At 72.4% G+C, this 22,708-nt stretch carries 17 protein-coding genes; 5 read left to right on the forward strand and 12 right to left on the reverse strand.

Going from position 1 to position 22,708, the window contains the following annotated elements:
- Positions 1 to 4: 4 nt before the first annotated feature.
- The 3 genes from D7193_RS31670 to D7193_RS31680 form a co-directional block, all read right to left on the reverse strand.
- Positions 5 to 1,612 (reverse strand): lectin, encoded by a 1,608-nt coding sequence (locus D7193_RS31670; RefSeq protein WP_174242794.1) that lies wholly within the window; start codon positions 1,610 to 1,612, stop codon positions 5 to 7.
- 217 nt (positions 1,613 to 1,829) lie between these two features.
- Entirely contained in the window at positions 1,830 to 2,111 is a 282-nt protein-coding gene (locus D7193_RS31675; RefSeq protein ID WP_120783353.1) for a DUF4873 domain-containing protein, read from the reverse strand.
- Entirely contained in the window at positions 2,108 to 2,842 is a 735-nt protein-coding gene (locus D7193_RS31680; RefSeq protein ID WP_120783354.1) for a TetR family transcriptional regulator, read from the reverse strand. The genes D7193_RS31675 and D7193_RS31680 overlap by 4 nt, the downstream gene beginning before the upstream one ends.
- 48 nt (positions 2,843 to 2,890) lie before the next feature.
- Between D7193_RS31680 and D7193_RS31685 the strand changes: the two genes are divergently transcribed.
- Positions 2,891 to 3,787 (forward strand): AurF N-oxygenase family protein, encoded by an 897-nt coding sequence (locus tag D7193_RS31685; protein WP_120783355.1) that lies wholly within the window; start codon positions 2,891 to 2,893, stop codon positions 3,785 to 3,787.
- Between the two features lie 86 nt (positions 3,788 to 3,873).
- On the opposite strand, the gene D7193_RS31690 is transcribed toward D7193_RS31685, so the two are convergent.
- Positions 3,874 to 4,425 (reverse strand): winged helix-turn-helix domain-containing protein, encoded by a 552-nt coding sequence (locus tag D7193_RS31690; RefSeq protein ID WP_120783356.1) that lies wholly within the window; start codon positions 4,423 to 4,425, stop codon positions 3,874 to 3,876.
- Positions 4,426 to 4,725: 300 nt separating this feature from the next.
- Here D7193_RS31690 and D7193_RS31695 point away from each other — a divergent pair, with 300 nt between their 5' ends.
- A complete protein-coding gene (locus D7193_RS31695) occupies positions 4,726 to 9,138 on the forward strand; it encodes a S8 family serine peptidase (protein WP_120783357.1) in 4,413 nt (1,470 codons plus the stop codon).
- A 140-nt stretch (positions 9,139 to 9,278) separates the two neighbouring features.
- Here D7193_RS31695 and D7193_RS31700 read toward each other — a convergent pair whose 3' ends face one another.
- The 8 genes from D7193_RS31700 to D7193_RS31735 all read right to left on the reverse strand — a co-directional run bounded on the left by D7193_RS31700 (position 9,279) and on the right by D7193_RS31735 (position 18,557).
- The gene (locus D7193_RS31700; RefSeq protein ID WP_241563698.1) at positions 9,279 to 9,773 is read right to left on the reverse strand and encodes a winged helix-turn-helix domain-containing protein; all 495 of its coding nucleotides are present in this window, start codon (positions 9,771 to 9,773) and stop codon (positions 9,279 to 9,281) included.
- Positions 9,774 to 10,671: 898 nt separating this feature from the next.
- Entirely contained in the window at positions 10,672 to 12,525 is a 1,854-nt protein-coding gene (locus tag D7193_RS31705; protein ID WP_120783359.1) for a serine hydrolase domain-containing protein, read from the reverse strand.
- Between the two features lie 8 nt (positions 12,526 to 12,533).
- Complete coding sequence (locus tag D7193_RS31710; protein WP_120783360.1) at positions 12,534 to 14,369, reverse strand: glycoside hydrolase family 3 protein; 1,836 nt, start codon at positions 14,367 to 14,369, stop codon at positions 12,534 to 12,536.
- Between the two features lie 83 nt (positions 14,370 to 14,452).
- Positions 14,453 to 15,418 carry a quinone oxidoreductase family protein gene (locus D7193_RS31715; RefSeq protein ID WP_120783361.1) on the reverse strand — a complete coding sequence of 322 codons (966 nt, stop codon included), beginning with the start codon at positions 15,416 to 15,418 and terminating at the stop codon, positions 14,453 to 14,455.
- Complete coding sequence (locus D7193_RS31720; protein ID WP_120783362.1) at positions 15,415 to 15,777, reverse strand: hypothetical protein; 363 nt, start codon at positions 15,775 to 15,777, stop codon at positions 15,415 to 15,417. The genes D7193_RS31715 and D7193_RS31720 overlap by 4 nt, the downstream gene beginning before the upstream one ends.
- Complete coding sequence (locus D7193_RS31725) at positions 15,774 to 16,637, reverse strand: DODA-type extradiol aromatic ring-opening family dioxygenase (RefSeq protein WP_120783363.1); 864 nt, start codon at positions 16,635 to 16,637, stop codon at positions 15,774 to 15,776. Before D7193_RS31725 ends, D7193_RS31720 begins: the two co-directional genes overlap by 4 nt.
- Positions 16,638 to 16,665: 28 nt before the next feature.
- Entirely contained in the window at positions 16,666 to 17,436 is a 771-nt protein-coding gene (locus tag D7193_RS31730; protein ID WP_120783364.1) for a citryl-CoA lyase, read from the reverse strand.
- The gene (locus D7193_RS31735; protein ID WP_120783365.1) at positions 17,421 to 18,557 is read right to left on the reverse strand and encodes a CaiB/BaiF CoA transferase family protein; all 1,137 of its coding nucleotides are present in this window, start codon (positions 18,555 to 18,557) and stop codon (positions 17,421 to 17,423) included. The genes D7193_RS31730 and D7193_RS31735 overlap by 16 nt, the downstream gene beginning before the upstream one ends.
- A gap of 195 nt (positions 18,558 to 18,752) precedes the next feature.
- On the opposite strand from D7193_RS31735, the gene D7193_RS31740 reads away from it, so the two are divergent.
- From D7193_RS31740 to aceB, 3 genes are all read left to right on the forward strand, one after another.
- Positions 18,753 to 20,189 carry an amidohydrolase family protein gene (locus D7193_RS31740; protein WP_120783366.1) on the forward strand — a complete coding sequence of 479 codons (1,437 nt, stop codon included), beginning with the start codon at positions 18,753 to 18,755 and terminating at the stop codon, positions 20,187 to 20,189.
- Positions 20,190 to 20,192: 3 nt separating this feature from the next.
- Positions 20,193 to 20,996 carry an IclR family transcriptional regulator domain-containing protein gene (locus D7193_RS31745; RefSeq protein ID WP_120783367.1) on the forward strand — a complete coding sequence of 268 codons (804 nt, stop codon included), beginning with the start codon at positions 20,193 to 20,195 and terminating at the stop codon, positions 20,994 to 20,996.
- A 102-nt stretch (positions 20,997 to 21,098) separates the two neighbouring features.
- Positions 21,099 to 22,682 (forward strand): malate synthase A, encoded by a 1,584-nt coding sequence (gene aceB, locus D7193_RS31750; protein WP_120783368.1) that lies wholly within the window; start codon positions 21,099 to 21,101, stop codon positions 22,680 to 22,682.
- The last annotated feature ends 26 nt before the right edge of the window (positions 22,683 to 22,708 follow it).

Here is a 22,708-nt window from a genome sequence, read left to right on the forward strand (position 1 = left end):
CGGGTCAGTTCGGGTTCTCGCCGTGGGTCAGGGTCTCCCAGGCGACGAAGAGGTTGTTGGTGCTCGCCGGGCGCTGCTGCTGGGTGAGGGTCTGCGTGTTGGTCATGGCGTTGCCCAGACGGTTGGCCAGAGCGTTGTAGCCGACCTCGGTGATCGGACCGAGCCCCCGGGTCAGGCTGCCGCCGCAGAGCCAGGACGGCGGCGCCTCGCCGAGCTGGTACCGGGAGTGGAAGCCGAGGGCGTGCCGCAACCGCTCGCCGACCTGCGGGTACAGATCCTGCCCCTGGATCCGGGAGGTCTCGGCGACGTGTGAGATCGCGGAGATGCCGTAGCCGGTGTGGGTGAAGTCCCGGCACGTCTCCTGGGCCAGGCCGGCCACGAACGTGGACTGCCCGTGCCAGTAGTTGATGATCTCGCTGCTCGTGTCCAGCCCGCTGCCCGGCACCGTGTACGGGAGGGCACCGTCGCTGGGCAGGTAGACGAACGCGCGGGCCCGGTTGAGGAAGCGCGTGACCGCCGCGTCGTAGCTGGCCCGGTCGTTCAGGAACACCGCGATGCCGGTCGCGGCCTCCATCATGGTCAGTTCCCAGTTGCCGTTGCTGTTCGAGCCGTTGCGGACCACCGGCAGGTACACGGTGCGCAGCATGGTGGCGAACCGGTCGGCGTTGGGCCAACTGCTGTACGTGTACCGGATGATCTCCGCGGCACGCGGCCACACCGAACCGGCCCACCCGGTCTGCAACGGCGCGTTGCTCCCGGTGTGGGAGGCGATCGTCGCCGACCAGGCGTCCATGATCTGGATGGACTTCTGCGCGTACCGGGCGTCGCCGGTGAGGTACCAGGCGAGCGCGTCGGTGTACGCGGCGATCGCGTCCTCCCGCTCGTCGGTGCAGCCGTTGTTGGGGTTGGAGTACGAGCCGCACTCGACGATGGGGCGGGGCGCGGGAGTGCGGGACAGGGAGGCGTAGCGGCTGCCCATCATCTGGTTGAAGGCGGACGTCCAGGGCTGGGCGCCGGCCTGCACCCGGCCGCGGACGAAGTCGAGCTGGCCGCGGCTCACCAGCACGCCGGGGTGCGTGAACCCGCCGCTCGGGGGTGGGGTCGTGCCACCGCCCGGCAGCGTCCAGCGCTGGTTGGCGGCGCCGGTGCAGGTCCAGATCTGCAGGGGGGTGCCGTCGGCGGAGCTGGTGCCGGTCGCGTCGAGGCACTTTCCCGAGCCGACGTTGACGAGCTGCCCGCCGGTGGCCGACCACCGCTGGGCGGCGGTGCCGTTGCAGTCGTAGATCTGCACCCGGGTGCCGTTGGCGGTGCCGGCGGCGGCGACGTCGAGGCACTTCCCGAGCGCGCGGATCGTCGCGTCGTCGCCGACCGTCCACTGCTGCGCGGCCGTGCCGTTGCAGGTGTACAGCTGGACCGCGGTGCCGTTCGCGGCGTTCGCGCCGGCCACGTCGACGCACTTCCCGCCGTATCCCGTGATGGCGCCCACGGCGGCCGCGGCCGCCGTCGGCGCGCCGACCACCAGACCCACCGGCACGGCGAGCGCGGCCGCCGCGAGCACGGCGGTCAACCGGCGGGGCCGGCGGACAGCAACTCCTGTCGATCGTCGTGCCATTGATGATCCTTCCCACCGCTCGAAGCGGTAGATCCGAGACAAATCCACCGCAGGCGGTGCGCGTCGACCAGCGGACGGTGCCGTGGGGGTGGCAGAACCCGATCGGTGGCGGGCGCTCGGCCGGACCGGCGGAGTGAACTGTTAACTCTGTTAATCATTACATGTGCACAGATCGATATCAATGCACCGGTTCGGCCCGGCCAGTGGAGCCGCGTCGTCACGCGTCCGCGAGGTCGGCCGGCGGTGGCCAGGGCGGGCCGCCCACCCCCGTGACCCGTACGCCGCCCCACGGGTCGATCTCGGCGAGCCGGGCCCGCGTCGGCCGGTCGGCGATCCGCAGCTCGACGTCGCGCCGGCCGGACCGCAGCAGGTCGGCCACGTGCGGTTGGGGCTCGATCCGGCCGGCCCAGTGGTAGCGGCCGTCGACCGGCTCCCACCGGCCGGCCAGGTGCACCCGCACCGGGTGGCCGGCCACGTGGGCCGGGCCGTCGTAGCTCACGGTGTGATCCGCTCGTGCGCCCGGGTGAGTTCGCGCGGAAGGTCGGCGCTGCGCCGTACCCCCTCGATCCCGCTCCACAACAGCGTGGTGAGGTAGTCGGTGAGAGCCTCCCGGCGGATGGGTTGGCCGTGACCGGTCCACCAGTCGCCGACCGCCTGCACGAAGCCCACCAGCCCGTACGCCCACGGCTCGGCCGGCCCGGCGTCGAGGCCCAGCGCCCGCAGCCGGTCGCCGATGACCCGGGCGAGCCCGGCGGCCACCTGGCGGCCCGTGCCGGCGATCACCTGGTGGACGCCCGGATCCCGGGACTGGTGCATGAGGAACCGGAAGAGGGCCGGCTCCGACTCGATCAGACCGAGGTACGCGTCGATCGTCGCCCGGACCAGGTCGCGCTCCTCGCGGACCTGCTCGACCGCGGGGGCGATGGTGTCGACCACCCGGGCGGCGATCAGCTCGCTCACCGCGAGCCACAGCGCGGACTTGTCGGCGAAGTAGCGGTAGAGGACCGGTTTGCTGACGCCCGCCGCGGCGGCCACCTGGTCCATGTCGACCCGCGGCCCGTGCCGCAACAGCGCCCGCACGGCGGCGGCGACGAGCTCCTGCCGGCGCTGCTCACGGTGGTCGGCCCACCGGGCCCGCCGACGGTCGGTGGCCGGCTTCGCGTCGGCGGCCGGCTTCGCGCCGGCGGCCGGCGGGCCGGATCCATTGACATCGGTGGACTCCGATTGCATGCTACTACTCGTAACAGTTACCGGGCGTCACGTCAATGTGGAGGCGTCATGGCCGCGACACCGGCGGGACGCGAGCGCGAGGCGACGGCCGACCGCCTGCTCGCGTCCTCGCTGCGGACGAGCTACGACCCCGCCGTCGAGATCGACTGGACGGCGCCGCACGTCCCGGGCGCCTACTGGCTCCCACCACACCGGAGCAGCCTCTACGGCACCGCGCTGTGGGACGGGATGGACGAGGAGCAGCGGGTCACCCTCACCCGGCACGAGGTGGCCAGCGCGGCCAGCGCGGGCGTGTGGTTCGAGACGATCCTCATGCAGATGCTGATCCGGCACTACTACGACGCCGACCCGACCAGCCGGCACGCCCAGTACGCGTTGACGGAGGTCGCCGACGAGTGCCGGCACTCCGTGATGTTCGGTCGGCTCATCGAGGCGATGGGCTGCCCGGTCTACCGGGCCAACCGACGGGACCACGCGCTCGGGCGTTTCCTCAAGACGACCGCCACCGGCCCCCAGATGTACGCCGCGATCCTCATCGCCGAGGAGATCCTCGACGCGTTCCAGCGCGAGATCATGGCCGACGAGACGCTGCAGCCGCTCATCCGGATGGTCTCGCGCATCCACGTGGTCGAGGAGGCGCGGCACGTACGGTTCGCGCGCGAGGAGGTCGCGCGCCAGGTCGAGACGTCCGGCCCCGCGGCCCTGGCGTACGCCCGGCTGCTGGTCGGCCGCGCCGCCTACTCGATCAGCAACCGGCTCGTCCACCCCGACGTGTACGCGGCCGTCGGCATCGCGCCGCAGGTCGGTCGCGCCGCAGCGCGCGCCAACCCGCACTGGCGGGCCACGCTGCGCTGGGCCGCCCGGCGGGTGTACGACCACCTCGCGAGCTTCGACCTCGTGGCGGGCCCGGGGCGGCTGCTCTGGGCGCGCGCCGGGCTGATCTGAGGGGGCGAGCAGGGGCCCGTGATCGTCGGACCGGCGCCGCGGTGGCCGCCGACGTGCGCGCCAAGCTGCCCGTAATGGGCAGCGCGTCACCCACCGCCCACCCGCGGCTGCCGGTGGTCGGTCAACCGGAGGCCGACACCGCGCACCGCGTCGATCGTGATGCCCGTGCCCAGCTCGGCGAGCTTGCGCCGGAGCCGCTTGACCAGCGACTGCACGTCCGCCCGGCGTTCCAGGCCCTCGTCGTGCCAGACGGCACGGTGCAGCTCGGCATAGCTCCAGACGCGGACCGGGTCGGCGGTCAGGCAGCTGAGCAGATCGTGTTCGAGCCGGGTCAGCGGGATCTCCCGGTCGCCGCAGCGGGCGGTGGACCGGGCCGAGTCGATCAGCAGGGCGCCGTCGGCGACCGCCGCGCCGCCGGGCGTCGTGGGAGGCGCCGGACCGCGGATGCGCCCCGGGACCGCGATGAGCCGCCGCAGCTCGTCGAGGTCGGCCACCAGCAGCAGCGGCGCCGCGCCGTCGAGGCGCTCGGCGAGCCGCAGCCGCTCGGCCGGCGACGGTGTCACCGCAATGACCAGGGGAAACAGGTCCTCGGCCGGATCGGGTCGACCCGACACAGTGGTTTCGTCGTCTTCGGCCATCGCACCTACCCGGAGACGATGGGCAGCAGCTGCCCAGATTCGATCGTGATCGTGACAGTTATTGGCAGGACGGCGAACCGGTCGGCAAACGGTTAGTGACAAGTTGCTTACGGCGCGTGCTTGATCGTCCTTTTTCTCGATCATAGTGTCCAACCGGGCAACCGGCGTGACCCGCGCGGTGCATGGGGGGGGCATGGAGGGGTTCGTCCGAACGACTTTCGTCCACACCGGAGTCGGACCCCTGCACCTTCACCATGGCCCAATTCACCCCCTGGGTCGTTCTGAAGGAGGCAGCACCGAATGTTCAGACGTCCACACTGGAGGCGCGTCGCCAGATCGCTGGTGAGCGCCGGCGCGGCGACGGTCCTCGTCGCGACCGCACTGGCGGCCACCGGCTCCGGCGCCCAAGCCGCGTCCGGCGGCTTCGGAGCGAGCGCGCCGTCCCCGGCGGACAAGATCCGACCGGAACTCACGAGGCAGCTCGAGGGCAAGAGCGAGAGCGACTTCTGGATCCGCTTCACGAACAAGGCGGACCTGAGCAAGGCCAGCCAGCTCACGGACTGGAACGCGCGGGGCGCCGCGGTCGTGGAGGCCCTCAAGAAGACCGCGGCCGACAGCCAGGCCACGGTCAAGGCGGAGCTCGACGGCTCGGGCGCGAAGTACCAGACCTTCTGGGCGACCAACGCGATCCGGGTCAGCGGCGGTTCGCTGGCCATGGTGCAGAAGCTCGCCGCCCACTCCGAGGTCGAGGGCCTCTACGCGCCGGTCGCGTACGAGGTGCCGAAGACCACCGAGGGCGACAACGAGAAGGTCGTCAACGCCCTCGAGTGGGGCATCGCCAACATCAACGCCGACGACGTCTGGTCGCAGTACGGCGTCACCGGCGAGGGCGTCACCATCGCCAACATCGACACCGGCGTCCAGTTCGACCACCCGGCGCTGGTGAACTCCTACCGCGGCAACAACGGCGACGGCACGTTCGACCACAACTACAACTGGTTCAACGCCGCCGGGACCTGCGCCACCCCCTGTGACGGTGACGGCCACGGCACCCACACCATGGGCACGATGGCCGGCGCCGACGGGGCGAACCAGATCGGTGTCGCTCCCGGGGTCAAGTGGATCGCCGCGAACGGCTGCTGCCCGAGCGACGCCGCGCTGGTGAACTCCGGCCAGTGGATGCTCGAGCCGACGGACCTGAACGGCCAGAACGGGGACGTCACCAAGCGGCCGAACATCATCAACAACTCGTGGGGCACCCGCCTGCCGTCCAACGACCCGTTCATGGAGGACGTGACGCTGGCCTGGAAGGCGTCGGGCATCTTCGGCGTCTTCTCCAACGGCAACATCGGGCCCGGCTGCCAGACCAGCGGCTCGCCGGGCAGCCTGGCGAGCAACTACTCGGCCGGCGCGTACGACGTGAACAACAACATCGCCGGCTTCTCCAGCCGGGGCACCGGCCAGAACGGCGAGACCAAGCCGAACATCTCGGCGCCCGGCGTGAACGTGCGGTCCAGCGTCCCCACCAACGGGTACGCGAGCATCAGCGGCACCTCGATGGCGGCCCCGCACCTCGCGGGCGCGATCGCGCTGCTGTGGTCGGCGGCGCCGGGCCTGCTCGGTGACGTCGACGGGACCCGCGCGCTGCTGGACAACTCGGCGACCGACTCGGCCGACGACCAGTGCGGCGGCACCCCGGACGACAACAACGTGTTCGGTGAGGGGCGCCTCGACGCGCTCGCGCTGCTGAACGCCGCGCCGATCGGTGACACCGGCACCCTGGCCGGCACCGTCACCGACGCCGGCACGGGCGCGCCGATCGCCGGTGCGACCGTCAGCCTGACCGGCCCGGCCGAGCGTCAGCTCACCACCGGGGCGGACGGCAGGTACACGTCGCTGCTTCCGGCCGGCGACTACCAGGTCGCCGTGTCGGCGTTCGGCTACGAGGCCAAGACCAGCCCGGCCACGGTGACGCCGAATGCGACCACCACGCTCGACGTCGCGCTGAGCGCCGTGCCGAGCGTGACGGTCAGCGGCACGGTCACCGACGGCTCGGGCCACGGGTGGCCGCTGTACGCCAAGGTGACGGTCGTGGGCCCGTCGGGCCTGTCCGACTACACCACGCCCACCAACGGCCGGTACAGCCTCACCCTCCCGGCCGGGGCGACGTACAGCCTGAAGGTCGAGTCGCAGTACCCGGGCTACGAGACGGTGACGAAGGAGGTCGTCGTCGCCTCGCGTAACGTGACCGCCAACGTCGCCGTTCCGGCCAAGGCGGACTCGTGCTCCCTGGCGCCCGGCTACACCTACGGGTCCGACGGCGAGTACGAGACCTTCGACGGCGACACCGTGCCGAGCGGCTGGTCCGTGGTGGACCACGCGGGCACCGGCCAGGTGTGGACGTTCACCGACGACGGCAACCGGGGCAACCTGACCGGTGGCACCGGCGGTTTCGCCATGGTCGACAGCGACCACTACGGCTCGGGCGGGCGGCAGGACACCTCCCTCGTCAGCCCGGTCGTCGACCTCACCGCGGTGACGGCCCCGGTGATCCGGTTCAACCAGGACTTCAACTGGCTCGGGTCGGACCGCGCCGACGTCGACCTCAGCGTCGACGGCGGTGCCACCTGGACGAACGTGCTCCGGCAGTCGACGGACGCGCTCGGCCCGCGGGTGACGGAGATCCCGATCCCGCAGGCCGCGGGCGAGGCCCAGGTCCAGGTGCGGTTCCACTACTACGAGGCCTCGTACGAGTGGTGGTGGGAGGTTGACAACGTCCTCATCGGCAGCACGGTCACCTGTGAGCCGGTCGACGGCGGCCTGGTGCTCGGCCACGTCCGGGACAAGAACACCAACGGTTACGTGAACGGCGCCACCGTCACCAGCGTCGACCGCCCGGCGGAGAAGGCCACCACGGTGGCGACGCCGGACGACCCGGGGCTCGAGGACGGCTTCTACTGGATGTTCTCCTCGCTGACCGGGACGCACAAGTTCACCGCGGCGGCCGGCAACTACGTCAGCCTGAGCAAGGGCGTCGACGTCCAGGCCGACGGGGCGACGGCGGCGAACTTCCCGCTCGCGGCGGGCCGCCTGTCGGTGACGCCGACGGCGCTGACCGGCACGGTCCAGATGCCGACCGGCAAGGTCAGCAAGACCTTCACGGTGACCAACACCGGTGGGGCTCCGGTCGACGTGGCGTTCGGTGAGCGCGACGCCGGGTTCGAGCTCCTGCGTGCCGACGGGTCCCGCCTGAGCAGGCAGCAGGTGCTCGGGTCCAGCGGTGCTCCGGAGCAGCGGCTGACGGCGGCGACGTCGTTCGCCGCGAAGGCGTCGGACAAGTCGTCGCAGGCGGCGCCCGCCGCGGTCGGCCCCCAGGCCGCGCCGTGGACGGACATCACCGACTACCCGGCGAACATCATGGACAACCGGGTGGTGAACCTGGACGGCAAGGTGTACTCGATCGGTGGTGGTGACGGGACCGCGTCCACGACGAAGAACTACGTGTACGACCCGGTCGCCCAGACCTGGGGTCAGATCGCCGATCTTCCCGGGGCGCGCAACGCCATGACGGTGGGCGTCATCGGCGGGAAGATCATCGCGACCGGCGGCTGGGCGGCGGCCGGCCCCGACGGCACCACCTGGTCGTACGACCCGGGTGCCAACGCCTGGACCGAGGTGGCCGACAACCCCGCGCCGCGTTCCGCGGCCGGCCAGGCGGTCGTCGACGGCAAGCTCTACGCCGTGGGCGGCTGCACCACCTCGGGCTGCACGCCGATGTCGAACAGCGTGGTCCGGTACGACCCGGGTAGCGACAGCTGGGAGACCCTGCCCAACTACCCGAAGTCGGTGGCGTTCGCCTCCTGCGGCGGCATCGACGGGCGGGTCTACTGCACCGGCGGCAACGACGGTGCCGCCTCGCAGAAGGCCAGCTACGTGTTCGACCCGGGCGCCAACGCCTGGAGCCCGATCGCGGACGCCCCGGCCGACAACTGGGCCAGCTCGTTCGCGGTCGCGAGCGGCAAGCTCCTGGTCGTCGGCGGGTCGCAGGGTGGCGCCGTCACCAACGCCGGCTTCGCCTACGACCCGGCCACCGACTCGTGGGCGACCCTGCCGAACGCCAACACCGCCCGCTACCGCGGCGGCGCGGCGTGCGGCTTCTACAAGGTCGGCGGCTCGTCCGGTGGCTTCACCTCGACGCCCGACAGCGAGGTGCTTCCCGGCTTCGAGGGGTGCGCCGAGGCGGCGGCCGACGTCAGTTGGATGACGATCGACACGTCCGAGGTCACGCTGGCGCCGGGCGAGAAGGTCACGGTCACCGTCGGGATGACGGCGAACGTCGACCAGCCGGGCACCTACAGCGGCGAGGTCACCATCAAGGAGAACACGCCGTACACGGTGGCTCCGGTGACCGTGACGATGACGGTGCAGGCGCCGAAGACCTGGGGCAAGTTGATGGGTACCGTCACCGGGACGAGCTGCCAGGGTGGCAGCGCTCCGCTGCCCGGTGCCGTCGTCCAGGTCGACTCGTGGGCGATGTCGTTCACCTTCGCCACCGACGAGCAGGGCAAGTACGCCTACTGGATGGACCGCCGGAACAACCCGTTGACCATGATCGTCGCCAAGGACGGCTGGAAGCCCCAGACCCGTCAGACGAAGATCAACACCACCACGCCCACGGTGGAGGACTTCGCGTTGTCCCCGATCCGGTGTTGACGCCTGAGCGCTGACACACCGATCCGGCCCGCCTGGTTCGCACCAGGCGGGCCGGGCCGTGTCGGTCCACGCGACGGTGCTCCCGTACGCGCGGCCCGCCGACCGAGCGGTCGGCGGGCCGCGGCGCCGGTGACGCGCGTTCAGGCGGAGGCGAAGCGGAAACCGACCCCGCGGACCGCGTCGATCGTCGCCGAGGCGTCCAGTGTGGCCAGCTTGCGTCGTATCCGGCGCACCACGGAGTGGATATCCGAGCCACGGCCCAGATGCTCGTTGCCCCACACCGTGAGGTGCAGCCGCTCGTACGTCCAGATCTGGCCTGGCGCACCCACCAGGCACAGCAGGAGGTCGTGCTCCAGCCGGGTCAACTCGATCTCGCGGTCGCGCCAGCGCACCACCCGCCGGTCGGAGTCGACGACCAGCGCCGGTGGCGACGCCGACGGCTCCGGGCCCGCGACGACCTCGCCGACCACCACCGGGAGCGGCGGCCGGGCCGGCGGGGCGGACGGCGCCTCCACCCCGCCGAGGAACTCCCGCGCCTGGTCGACGCTGGAGACGATCAGGAACGCCTCGGTGTCGCCGAGCAGTTGCGCGAGCTGGCGACGGGCGGCCGGCGACGACGCGATACCGATGACCATGGATGCGATCGGGATCCCCCTCATTTTCCACCTCTTCCGGTTCCCCACTGATACCGGGATGGTTTCTCGATGACGTATATCGATCTGCGCAAAGACCTTAGTGTGGCTTTATCTCGGTTCGGTTAACAACGCTTGCGCGTAGGCACCCATGAATACCCTTTCGGGGCATACGGGCCGGTGGCTGGCGTGTTCATGACACGGTGACCGGCCCGGACGCGCGGCGTTTCTTCGGTTTGACCGGGTTGTGCGCGACGGTCCTCCCGCCCGGACGGTCGCCGCTGCTCGCGGCGCGCCGTGCCGTCATCGGACGCCCGACGGTGCCGGGATCAGGCCGCGTTCGCCGCCTGATCCTCCGGCTTTCTCCGTCATCGGCGCCCCGGAAATCGCGCGTCACCGATTCACTTCCGAATTGGCAGACAATACCGCAGGCGGCCGCCCGACGTGGGATAACATTCACCGCTGTCTCCGTCGATTGGGCCGGATCCCGCGTCGCCGGACACTCATTCGTCCGACCGCCGAGAGGATGCGGCGGTCGCCGCCGTGACAATTCCGGACCGACGCGTCCGCAGTGCGCGGGCCCTCGGGCCCGCGCACTGCGACCAACTGCCGGGCCGGCCGCCGGACGCCCAGCCCGGCTCCGCCCGGCCGCGCACGGGACGGGTGGAACGCCGGGGGAGAGGACACCTGGAAGAAGATCGCGCTGGCCTGTTCATCTCGCTCGACGGCGTGGCAGGGGCGCCCGACGGACGGTGCCTCCCGTACGACAACGACGGGGAGGGTGCACCGCGCACTCCATCCCGGCGATCATGCAGTTGTGGTTGGCGGTTTGTGGGCATACAACCCCTTTGCCCACCACCACAACTGCATGATCGGCGGGGAGGGCGGGGCACCGCCCAGCTCAGGTGCGGGCCGGCGCCCACCCCTCGGCGACCAGCCGCGAGGCGTCGGCGCCCTCGCCGTGGAAGAGCAGCCCGCCCCGGTCCGCCACGACGATCCGGTCGACGTAGACGCCGCGGCCCTGGCTGGACACGTCGGTGCTGCTGGTCCACCGCAGGTGCGTCGCCCGCTCCGGCAGGTCCACCGACACCTGCCACCACACCCGCCCGCCGTACCCGGTGACCGTGCCGTCGCTGGTCCAGCGCCGGTCGCCCTCGCGCAGCACCATCGGGGCCGGCGTCCACGTCGACCCGCCGTCGGTCGACACCTCGACCCGGGCGCCGTCGAAGCGCGGCTCGGTGTCGTACCAGAGCAGGAAGCTGGCCACCCCACCCCGGGCGGCGCGGCGCAGGGGCGCGGTGAGCGTGACGGTCGCGGAGTCCCGCGGGTCGGCGCGCCAGGCATCGCGCGAGCGGGGCCGCACCGGCATCGCCTCGGCGAGGTCGCGCGCCACGGCCCGCCGTGCCACGTTGTTGCTGCCCCAGCCGCGGTCCGGGTGCACCCGGTTGCTGAGCAGGATCACGAACGAGTGCGACAGCGGGTCGACCACGATCGACGTGCCGGTGAAGCCGGTGTGGCCGAACGCCACGGGCGACGACAGGCCCATCATGTACCAGTGCTTGTTCAGCTCGAACCCGAGACCGCGGTCGCTCTCCGGGTACGCCTGCTCCAGCGGCGCGTTGTGGTTCACGAGCATGGCCCGCACCGTGTCGGGTCGCAGGATCCGGTGACCCCGGTACTCGCCGCCGTTGAGCAGTGACTGGCAGAGCACGGCCAGGTCGGCCGCCGTGGAGAACACACCCGCGTGCCCGGCCACCCCGCCGAGCGACCACGCGTTCTCGTCGTGGACCTCGCCCCAGACCATGCCCCGGCCGGCGTACGGCTGGTACTCGGTCGCGGCGATCCGGGCCCGCCGTTGCGGCCCCGGGTTGTAGCCGGTGTCGGTCATGCCCAGCGGCGCGGTCACGCCGTCACGGACCAGCTCGGCCAGACCGCGGCCGGTCACCCGTTCGGCGAGCACGCCCAGCGCGATCAACCCGAGGTCGGAGTAGACGTACTGGGCGCCCGGCGCCGCCCCGGCCGCGAGCGGCGTGGCGAGCGCGGCCGCGAACCGCTCGGCCGGCGTCGGGTAGCGGCTCCACAGTGGCGTGAACGCCGGCAGGCCTGAGGTGTGGGTGAGCAGCATCCGTACGGTCACCGCGGCCTTGCCGCCGGCCCCGAACTCGGGCACGTACCGGGCGACGGGCTCGTCGAGCCGTACGCGCCCCCGCTCGACGAGCTGCATGACCACGATCGTCGTGAACAGCTTGGACACCGACGCCAGATCGTGGATGGTGTCCGGCCGCATCGGGATCTGCGCGTCGGCGGGGAGTTCCACACCGGGAAGCTCGGGCGGTGGTCCCACCTCGGCGTACCGCACGGCCGTGCCCACGGCCGCGTGCTGCACGATCACCCCGTCCTTGGCGGCGAGCACCACGGCGCCGGCGTACGTCGGGTGCCCCGGGTGGTCCGGGGTCGGTTCGAGGTAGGCGGCCAGGTCGGCGGGCATCCGGGCCACGTGCTCGGGAAGCAGGCCCACCTCGCGGGCCGTGCCGCGGCGCAGCGTGTCGTGCCGGAACCGGATGTCGGCGGGCGTCACGGCGGGTGGCCCGGCGTCGGGGCGCGCGGCGGCGACGTCCCGGGCCGGCGGCGCGGCGCTGCGCGGCGCGGCCGACGCCGCCGCGGTCGGCGGGAGCGTGGCGCCCAGGACGGCCACGGTGAGGACGAGCCCCGCGGTGCGCAGGGGCGTGGTGACGCGCGCGTTCCCGGCCGGCATCGTTCCTCCTACCAGGTCAGGCCATGGCCGTACGGGTGCAGCACGCCCGTGCCGTCGGCCGTGGGGATGGTGACGGGCAGCCGCCCGCGCGGCGACAGCTCGCCGTGCAGGGCACGGACCAGGGTGTCCATGGCGGCCCGGGTGTACGAGTACGTCGCCAGGTAGGTGTCCACCCCCGGCAGGTGCGCGATGTCGTACGGGTCGCGGACCGCCACCACGACGACGGGCCGGCCGGTGGCGAGCAGCGCCGCGACCAGCCGCTGCTGGCTGGCGCGCGGGTCGCCGACCTCCGTGTCCCACGCCTTGTTCACGAGCACGACGGTGAGGTCGTGCGCCGCCGCGGCGGCCGCCGTGTCGGCGATCGCCTGGTCCGAGGGCAGGGTCGCGGGCCGGGCGGTGGTGCGGGCGCCCCGGGCCGTGAAGCTGGCGGCGACGGTCGCGACCGGCGCGAAGGCGGCCGTGTCCCAGCCAGTGACGAGCACCGACCGGTCGGCGCGGGGCAGGGGCAGCAGCCCGGCGTCGTTGCGGACCGCCGTGAGGGTCGCGTCGGTGACCCGGGTGACGGCGGCCAGGTGCGCGGGCGCCCCGACCGTGCGTACGGCCTCGTCGACGTCGACGAAGGGCGCGCGTGCCAGCCCCTGGCGGTACTTCATCGTGAGGATGCGCCGGACCGACTCGTCGACGCGCCGTTCGGTCAGCTCGCCGTCGGCCACGGCCCGCAGCACCGCGTCCCGCGCCAGCCGCAGGTCCGGCGGCATGAGGAGCTGGTCGGCCCCGGCCTTGAGCGCCAGCACCGGCACCCGCTCGTCGCCGTACCGCTGGCGGACGGCCGCCATGTTGAGCGCGTCGGTGACGACGACGCCGCGGAAGCCGAGTTCGCCGCGCAGCACGCCGGTGAGGATCCGCGGGGACAGCGTGGCCGGGTCACCGGACGGGTCGAGCGCGGGCACCACGATGTGGGCCGTCATGATCGACTCGACGCCGGCGGCGATCGCCCGCCGGAACGGTGGCGCGTCGACGCGGTCCCACTCCTCCCGGGTGTGGTCGATCACCGGCAGGTTGGTGTGGCTGTCGGTGCCCGTGTCGCCGTGGCCGGGGAAGTGCTTCGCCACGGCGGTCACCCCGGCGTCGTCCTGGAAACCCAGGACCTGCGCCGCCGTCAGCCCGGCCACGAGCGCGGGATCAGCCCCGAAGGAGCGGACGCCGATCACCGGGTTGGCCGGGTCCACGTTGACGTCGGCGATCGGCGCGTACGGCTGCCGGATGCCCACGGCGGCCAGTTCGCGCCCGGTGACCCTCGCCGCCGTCCGTGCCGCCCCGGCCGACCGGGCGGCGCCCAGCGCCATGGCGCCGGGAAACTGCGCGGCCGGGGCGGGCATCCGCAGCACCACGCCCTGCTCCTGGTCGGTGGAGATGAGCAGCGGCACGCGTCCCTTGCTGCCGTCGTCGAGCGCGGCCCGTTGCAGGCCGTTGGAGAGCGTCGCGATCTGGCCGGGGTCGTTCAGGTTGTGCGACCAGGAGAAGTAGCAGACGCCGCCGAGGTGGTACCTCTCGATCACCTCGGCCGGTGTCTCGACCCCGAACGCGGCCCGGTTGGCGGCGCGGTCGGCGGCGCTCGGCGCGGTCGCGTCGGCGCCGTAGACGTACGTGGCGAAGAGCTGGCCGACCTTCTGCTCCAGGCTCATGTGCCGCAGAGTCGAGGTGACCCAGCCGTGCTCGCCGGCGGGCGCCGGCGGCGACGAGGCGGAGACGGGCGGGAGCGACGCGGCGGAGACGGGCGGCGGCGCGGCGGTCACGCCCAGGGCGGCGAGCAGCACCGAAGCGGTCACGAGACGGGTCTTCATAGACGACTGCCTCTCAGCCGGGATGGCTGAAACTTAGCTACACATCTATGAATCGTCAAGGAAGGTTAGCTACACGGACGGACTTAGAGGACGAGGACCACCCGTCCCCTGGTCCTGCCCGCGGCCTGCCGGGACCAGGCGTCCGCCACGTCCGCGAACGGCACCACCTCGTGGTCGACGGTGAGCCGGCCGGCCGCCGCGTGACCCGCCACGACGGCGATCGACGCGGCACGCTCCCGTGTGGAGAGCGCGTTGTTGGTGTAGCCGATCAGCCGCAGCGACCCGCTGCGCAGCACCGCCGACTCGACCGGCGCCGTCGCGCCCGCCGAACTGCCGAGGTTCACCAGCCGGCCGCCCGGACGCAGCACCCGTAACGCGGCCGCGGCCGGGGTGCCGAAGACCGGGTCGAGCACGAGGTCCACCGGACCGTCCGTGGCCCGTCGCAGCCGGTCGGCCAGCGCGGCGACGTCGTCGTCCGGGAGCAGCGGGACGGCCGCGTCCGCGCCCAGCTCCTCCGCGCGCTCCTGGGCCGCGGCCGAACGGGCCACCGCCACCACGCGGCGCGCGCCACCGAGCCGGGCGAGCTGGACGGCCGCCTGACCGACCACGCCGCCCGCGCCGAGCACGACGACCCGCTCGCCGGGCACCAGGCCGCCGGCGACGGTGAGGGCCGCGTGCGCGGCGACGGCGGACAACCCGAGGGCGGCCATGAGCCTCAGCGGCACGCCGGCCGGCAGCGCCACCACGTCGGCGGCCGGTACGGCCACAGTGGCGGCCATCCCGCCGTCGGCGCCCGACCGCATACCGGCCGACGTGCCGAACCACACCGCCTCGCCGCCGGCGAGGCGGCCGACACCCTGCACACCCGGCACGTACGGGGTCGCCGGTGTGCCGAAGTAGCTGGTGCCGGAGGCGCAGAGCAGGTCGAGCGGCGTGATGGGCACGGCGTCGACCGTGACCAGCACCTCGCCGGCACCCGGCACGGGAGGCGGCCGCTCGCCGAGGACGGGCGGAGCGCCGCAGGCCGTGAGCAGCGCCGCGCGGATCACGTGGCGATGTCCGGGTACGGCAGGGCGAAGTGGGCCAGCCGGGCTCCGTAGTACTTCTGGTACTCCAGCGGCTCGGTGTTGTCCCGCTCGAACATCGCGATGAACAGTGTGAGCGTCAGGAACGGGTGCGCGCCCAGCTCGAAGAGCTTCACGTGGTCGTGGGTGGCCAACGCCTCGCGTTCGGCCTCGTCGAAGCGCAGCCAGGTGCTCGCCTCCCCGGTGTGGCAGTTGAGCACCGCGTTGGCGCGCTCGGCCTCCCACCAGGCCACCAGCTCGCGCGGCTCGCTCCGGTAGCGCTCGACCAGCTCCGGGTCCCGGTCCACCGTGTAGAGGAACTTGTTCAGCAGGTACCTGCTCATGCCGGCGCTCCGTTCGGGTACCAGGTGAAGTAGGCCTCCATGGTGTGGAACAGGTCGAGGGTGTCGACGTGGTCGGCCTTGGCGCCGGCTCCGGCCACGCCCATCATGAGCATGAAGTCCATGAAGCCGTGGGTGGCGTTGCCCGGGGCGTGCAGGCTGTCCAGGGTGACCTCGCGCAGGCACCCGTCCAGGTCGCCGGTGGCGATCCACTCGACGGCCCGCCGGTCGAACTCCGGGTCCGGCCCGTGCGGCCCGAACTGCCGCGGCCCGCCCAGCTCCAGCGACAGGTGGCCGGTGCCGATGATCGCCACGCGCAGGTGCGACGGCCACTGCTCGACGATCTCCCGGATCGCCTGCCCGAGCTGGACGAAGCGTTTCGGCTGCGGCAGCGGCGGCGCGAAGATGTTCGTGTAGATCGGCACGATCGGCAGGTCCGCCTCGGGGCGCAGCGTGACGATCGGGCAGGTGATGCTGTGGTCGATCCGCAGCTCGTTGCTGAACGCAAGGTCGAACCCGGCGTCCAGGCCCGCCCGCAGGATGTGCGCCGACAGGTCCTCCTGGCCCGTGAGCAGCATCCGCGGCAGGCCGAACTCGCGTTCCTCGTTGTACCAGTTCGCGTCGTAGAAGGGCGCCTTGCCGACCAGGAACTGCGGCATGTTGTCGAGCCAGAGCTGGTGGAAGTGGTCGGAGCCGACCATCACCAGCACGTCGGGGTTGGCCCGCGTCAGGGTCTCGCGGAAGGCGAGGATCTTGCGGGTCCACTCGTCGGCGAACGGCGGCCGGTCCTCGCCGGTCGCGGTGCTGGCCCGGTAGTAGAAGGGGTGGTGGGTGGAGGCGATGACCGCGACGACGGTGGCCATGGCCGCTCCTTCCGGGGGTGGGGGAGGCTCAGGGTTCGTAGACGGCGTTGCGGTCGACCGTCTGGTAGATCCGCATGCCGAGGGGCCGGCGCCGCTCCTCGGCGAGGTGGCCGAGCAGCCCCGCGGCGCGGGCCAGCAGGGCGAAGCCGCGCAGCAGGTCGACCGGGAGACCGAGGTCGGCGAGCGCCGCGCCGCAGACGCCGGCGCCGTTGAGCGGCAGCGTGCGGCCGAGCACCTGCGGGTGCACGCGGCCGATCGCCTCGAACAGCCGCAGGTGCGGCCCACGCAGGCCCTCCTCGTCCGCGATGCGGATCAGCGCCGGCGTACGCGGGTCCTGCTCCTTGTGGACGGGGTGGCCGAGCCCCGGGACGAGCCGCCGCTCCCGGCGGGCCCGGGTCACCGTGTCGAGTGCGAGGGCGTCGTAGTCGGTCACCTCGCCGGCCTGCGCGAGGGTGTCGGCGAGGAACCGTCCACAGTCCTCGGTCACGCCGAGGAAGCGGGACCCGCCGCCGAGCAGACCGGCCGCGAGCGCACCCTGCAACGCCTCGGGCGCGGACACGTACGTGAGTCGCGCCGCGATGGCGGTCGGGGTGAAGCCGTGGTCGGCGAGCGCCACGAGGACCGCCTCGAAGACGCGTACCTCGCCCCGGGTGGGGCGGCGGCCGGCCACCAGCCAGTACGCCAGCTCACCGAACCCGACCGTGCCCATCAGATCGCCGGCCAGGTCCTGGCCCAGCAGCGAGATGGTGGTCGGATCGGACGTGCCGATGCCGGTCGGGAAGGTCAGCTCCTCAGCCACGCGCGGATCTCCTCGCCGTGTTCGTCGAGCCCGGGCGGCGGCAGCTCGTACCGGGCCGGGGTGTCGGAGAACGTGATGGGGTTGCGGACGCCGGGCACGTCGCCGACGGTGACGACGGGGTCCAGGCCCAGCTCCGCGGCGAGGGCGACCCCGCCATCGATGGTGTTGATGGGCGCGCACGGCACCCCGGCGGCGAGCAGGTCCCGGAACCACTCGTCCTTCGTCCGCTTCCCGAGCCGCTCCACGAGCAGCGGTCGCAACTGCTCCCGGTTGGCGGTGCGGTCCTGGTTGCGGCCGAAGCGGGGGTCGTCGGGCAGGTCGGGCAGCCCGAGCACCTGGCAGAGCTTGCGGAACTGCCCGTCGTTGCCGGCGATGACGATCAACTCGCCGTCGGCGGTGGGCAGCGGCTCGTACGGGAAGAGGCTCGGGTGCGCGTTGCCCATCCGGAAGGGCACCGTGCCGCCCGCCACGTAGCCGCTGGAGTGGTTGACGAGCCCGGACAGCGCGGAGCTGAGCAGGTTCACCTCGACGTGCTGGCCGCGCCCGCCGGCCCCGCGGCGGTGCAGCGCGGCGAGGATGCCGATGCTTGCGTGGAGCCCCGCCATCACGTCGAAGACGGAGATGCCGGCCCGGTACGGCGGGCCGTCCGGGTCACCGGTGAGGCTCATGAGGCCGGAGATGGCCTGCACCATCAGGTCGTAGCCGGGGTAGTCGGCGCCCGCGCCGGTGCCGAAACCGCTGATGCTCGCGTACACGATCCTCTCGTTGCCGGCGGCGACGGTGTCGTAGTCCAGGCCGAACCGGGCCAGGCCGCCGGGGCGGAAGTTCTCGATCATCACGTCGGCGCGACGGGCCAGCTCCCGCGCGGCCGCGAGGTCGTCCGGGTCCTTGAGGTCGAGGGCGACAGACCGCTTGTTGCGGTTGATGCCGAGGTAGTACGTCGAGACGCCCTCGCGGGTCGGCGGCATCCAGGTGCGGGTGTCGTCACCGCCTGGGCTCTCCACCTTGACGACGTCCGCGCCGAGATCGGCCAGGAGCATCGTCGCGTAGGGGCCCGCGAGGATCCGGGAGAAGTCCGCGACGAGGAGGCCGGCCAACGGCCCCGACGAGTGGTGCACCATATCTCCGTCCGTCCTGCGGACATCCGTCCGCCACCACAGCTTCGCGCCCCGACCGTGGCGTGTCAACGGCGTCTTCACTGCGCGGAAACGCGGGTATTGACACGGCCGGTGACCGGGACCACACTTGCGCCACCCGGGAGTGCCCGCACAGCGGACAACAGTCCGGAGATCTGTACCCGGAAAGGATGGGTGGCGATGAGCGCAACCGACCGGCCGGTGCTCCTCCGTAACGGCCTGGTTCTCACCATGGACGACGCGCACACGGTGCTGCCCCGCGCCGACGTGCTGGTCGTCGGCGACCGGATCGCGGAGGTCGGCACCGGCCTCACCGCGCCCGAGGGCGCCCTGGAGATCGACGCCACCGGCGGCATCGTCATGCCCGGCATGGTCGACACCCACCGGCACATGTGGCAGACCGCCATGCGCGGGTACGGCGCCGACTGGACCCTGACCCAGTACTTCGTCTGGTACTACCTCGAATCCGGCAGGCTCTTCCGGCCCGAGGACGTGTACGCGGGCAACCTGCTCGCCGCGATCGAGGCCGTCGACGCCGGCGTCACCACCACCGTCGACTGGTCGCACGGCCTCCAGACACCCGACCACGCCGACGCCGCCGTCGATGCCCTGGAGGCGGTGCCCGGACGGTTCGTCCTCGCGTACGGCAACATCCAGCAGGGCCCGTGGGAGTGGGCCACCTCGCCGGAGTTCCGGGACTTCCACCGCCGCCGCGTCGACGGCGGCAGGCTCGCCGGCTTCCAGATGGCCTTCGACGTGACCGGCGACCCCACGTTCCCCGAGAAGGCCGCCTTCGAGGTCGCCCGGGATCTCGGCGTCGCCGTCACCACCCACGCCGGCGTCTGGGGCGCCACCAACGACGACGGCATCCGCCTCATGCACGAGCACGGTTTCATGACGCCCTCGACCGTCTACGTGCACGCGGCCACGCTGACCCACGACTCGTACAACCGGATCGCCGCCACCGGCGGAAGCGTCTCCGTGTCCACCGAGAGCGAGCAGAGCGCCGGGCAGGGCTACCCGCCCACCTGGCAGCTGCGCCACCACGACATCCCGGTGTCGCTGTCCATGGACACGAGCGTGTGGTGGAGCGGCGACCTCTTCTCCGCCATGCGTACGACGCTCGGCGCCGACCGCTCCCGCGAGCACCTGGAGGCGCACGCCAAGCAGGACACCATCACCCACTGCCACCTGCGCGCCGAGCAGGTCGTGGAGTGGGCCACCCGGGGCGGCGCCCGCGCCCTCGGCATGGACTCGTCGATCGGCGCCCTCACCCCGGGCCGCCAGGCCGACATCGTGCTGCTCAAGAACGATGCCTCGCCCGTGATGTTCCCGATCCTGCACCCGTACGGCCACGTCGCGTTCCAGGCCCAGCGCGGCGACGTGCACACCGTGCTGGTGGGCGGCCGGGTCGTCAAGCGGGACGGCAGGCTCGTCGGCGTCGACCTCGCCGCCGCCCGGGCCCGGGTGGAGGCCACCGTGGCGCACCTGCGGGACACCCTCGGCGAGGAGGCCTGGCAGCGCGGCATGAACCCGGACATCCCCGAGACGAAGATCCTCGAGAATCCGTACCAGTACACCGAGTGGGATGCCGGCTCGGCGCAATGGAAGCATTAGGGCATGAGTGACAACGGAAGGGGCGCCGGACCGGACTTCATCGAGGCGCTGGCCCGCGGCCTCGACGTCCTGCGCTCCTTCCGCCCGGGCTGCCCCGCCACGACGCTCAGTGATCTCGCCGCGGCCACCGGCCTGGCCCGGCCCACGGTCCGTCGCATCCTCATCACGCTCGAGTCGCTGGGCTACGTCCGCGCCGCCGACCGCGGGTACGCCCTCACGCCCCGCGTCCTCGACCTGGGCATGGCGTACGTCAACGCGCTGAACATGTGGGACGTCGCCCGCCCCCACATGGAGAAGCTCGTGGCGCAGACCCACGAGTCGACGTCGATGGCGCAGCTCGACGGCAGCGACATCGTCTACGTCGCCCGGGTCGCCGTACCCAAGATCGTCACGCTCGCCGTCACGATCGGCACCCGCTTCCCGGCCGCGGCCACGTCCATGGGGAAGGTGCTGCTCGCGGCGCTGCCCCCGGCCGCGCTGGCCGGCGTGCTCGCCGAGCCGTCGCGCTCGGGCATCACGGCGCGCTGGCAGCCGTCGCCGGGTGAGCTGGACGCCGCGCTGCGCGAGGTGCGGGCCAAGGGCTGGGCGCTGGCCGACCAGGACCTCGCGCCGGGCATCCGGTCGGTCGCCACGGGCGTACGCGACGGCGACGGGCGGGTCGTGGCCGCCATCAACGTGACCGTGCACGCCGCCGAGACCCCGGTGGAGACGCTGCTCGAGGAGCACCTGCCGAAGCTCCTGCGTACGGCTGCGGACATCAGCCACGACTGGGCGCTCACCGCGTCCGTGCCGGTCGCCACCGGCTGACCCGGCCGCGTCCGCCCCTCGCGGTTCGGCGGCGCGGCCACTAGAGTCGACGGCAGCAATTCCCGTGGATCTATTCGATCGCATCACGGTGAGGAGCCCGCCATGCAGCCACCCGACGGTGTCGTGGTCACCGGTCCCCGGCACGACCGCTACGAGGAGATCCTCACCCCGCAGGCTCTCGGCTTCCTCGCCGAGCTGCACCGCGCCTTCGACGCCCGCCGCCGTGATCTGCTCGCCCGCCGCGCCGACCGCGAGGCCGCGCTGGCCGCGGGGGAGTCGCTGGACTTCCTGCCCGACACCCGGCACGTCCGCGAGGGCGACTGGGCCGTCGCCCCGCCCGCGCCGGGTCTCGTCGACCGACGGGTGGAGATCACCGGGCCGACCGACCCGAAGATGACGATCAACGCGCTCACCTCCGGGGCGAAGGTGTGGCTCGCCGACCTCGAGGACGCCAACACCCCGCTGTGGGAGAACGTGGTCGGCGGCCAGCTCACCCTGCGCGACGCCGTCGACCGGACGCTGACCTTCACCTCGCCCGACGGAAGGCGCTACGCCCTCGGCGACGGTGAGCTGGCGACCATCGTGGTCCGCCCGCGCGGCTGGCACCTCACCGAGAAGCACATCCTCGTCGACGGCGAACGCGCTTCCGGCAGCCTCGTCGACTTCGGCCTCTACCTCTTCCACTGCGCGCGACGGCAGCTCGACCGCGGCAGCGGCCCCTACTTCTACCTGCCCAAGATGGAGAGCCACCAGGAGGCGCGGCTCTGGAACGACGTCTTCCTGTTCGCCCAGGAGCGGCTCGGCATCCCCCGGGGGACGATCCGCGCGACGGTGCTCATCGAGACGTACCCGGCGGCGTTCGAGATGGAGGAGATCCTCTACGAGCTTCGGGAGCACTCGGCCGGCCTCAACGCCGGGCGGTGGGACTTCATGTTCAGCGTCATCAAGAAGTTCCGCACCCGCGGCGCCGACTTCCTGCTGCCCGACCGCAACGCGGTCACCATGACCGCACCGTTCATGCGGGCCTACACCGAACTGCTGGTCCGCACCTGCCACCGCCGCGGCGCGCACGCGATCGGCGGCATGGCCGCCTTCATCCCGAGCCGGCGGGACCCGGAGGTCAACGAGACCGCGCTGGCCAAGGTACGCGAGGACAAGACCCGCGAGGCCGGCGACGGCTTCGACGGCTCCTGGGTGGCACACCCCGACCTCGTGCCGGTCTGCCGGGAGGTGTTCGACGCGGTCCTCGGCGACCGGCCCCACCAGCTCGACCGCACCCGCGACGACGTCCGCGTCACCGCCGCCCAGCTGCTGGACGTGCGGAGCACGCGCGGGCGGCGGACCGAGGCGGGCCTGCGCAACGCCATCAGCGTCGGCGTCCAGTACCTGGCGAGCTGGCTGCGCGGCACCGGCGCCGTCGCCATCTTCAACCTCATGGAGGACGCCGCCACGGCCGAGATCTCCCGGTCGCAGGTGTGGCAGTGGCTGCACGGCGGCGTCACCCTCGACGACACCGGTGAGAAGGTGGACCGCGCCCTCGTCGAGCGCCTCGCCGACGAGGAGCTGGCGAAACTTTCCGGCGACCCGGCCGACCTGGCCCCCGCTCGGGCCCTGTTCATGGAGGTCGCCGTAGCCGACGACTTCGTGGACTTCCTGACCCTGCCCGCGTACGAGCGCATGCCCTGACGACCGACGCCGCGACGGGAGGTCGA

The sequence above is a fragment of the Micromonospora costi genome (assembly GCF_003626655.1).
GTDB classification, from domain to species: domain Bacteria; phylum Actinomycetota; class Actinomycetes; order Mycobacteriales; family Micromonosporaceae; genus Micromonospora; species Micromonospora costi.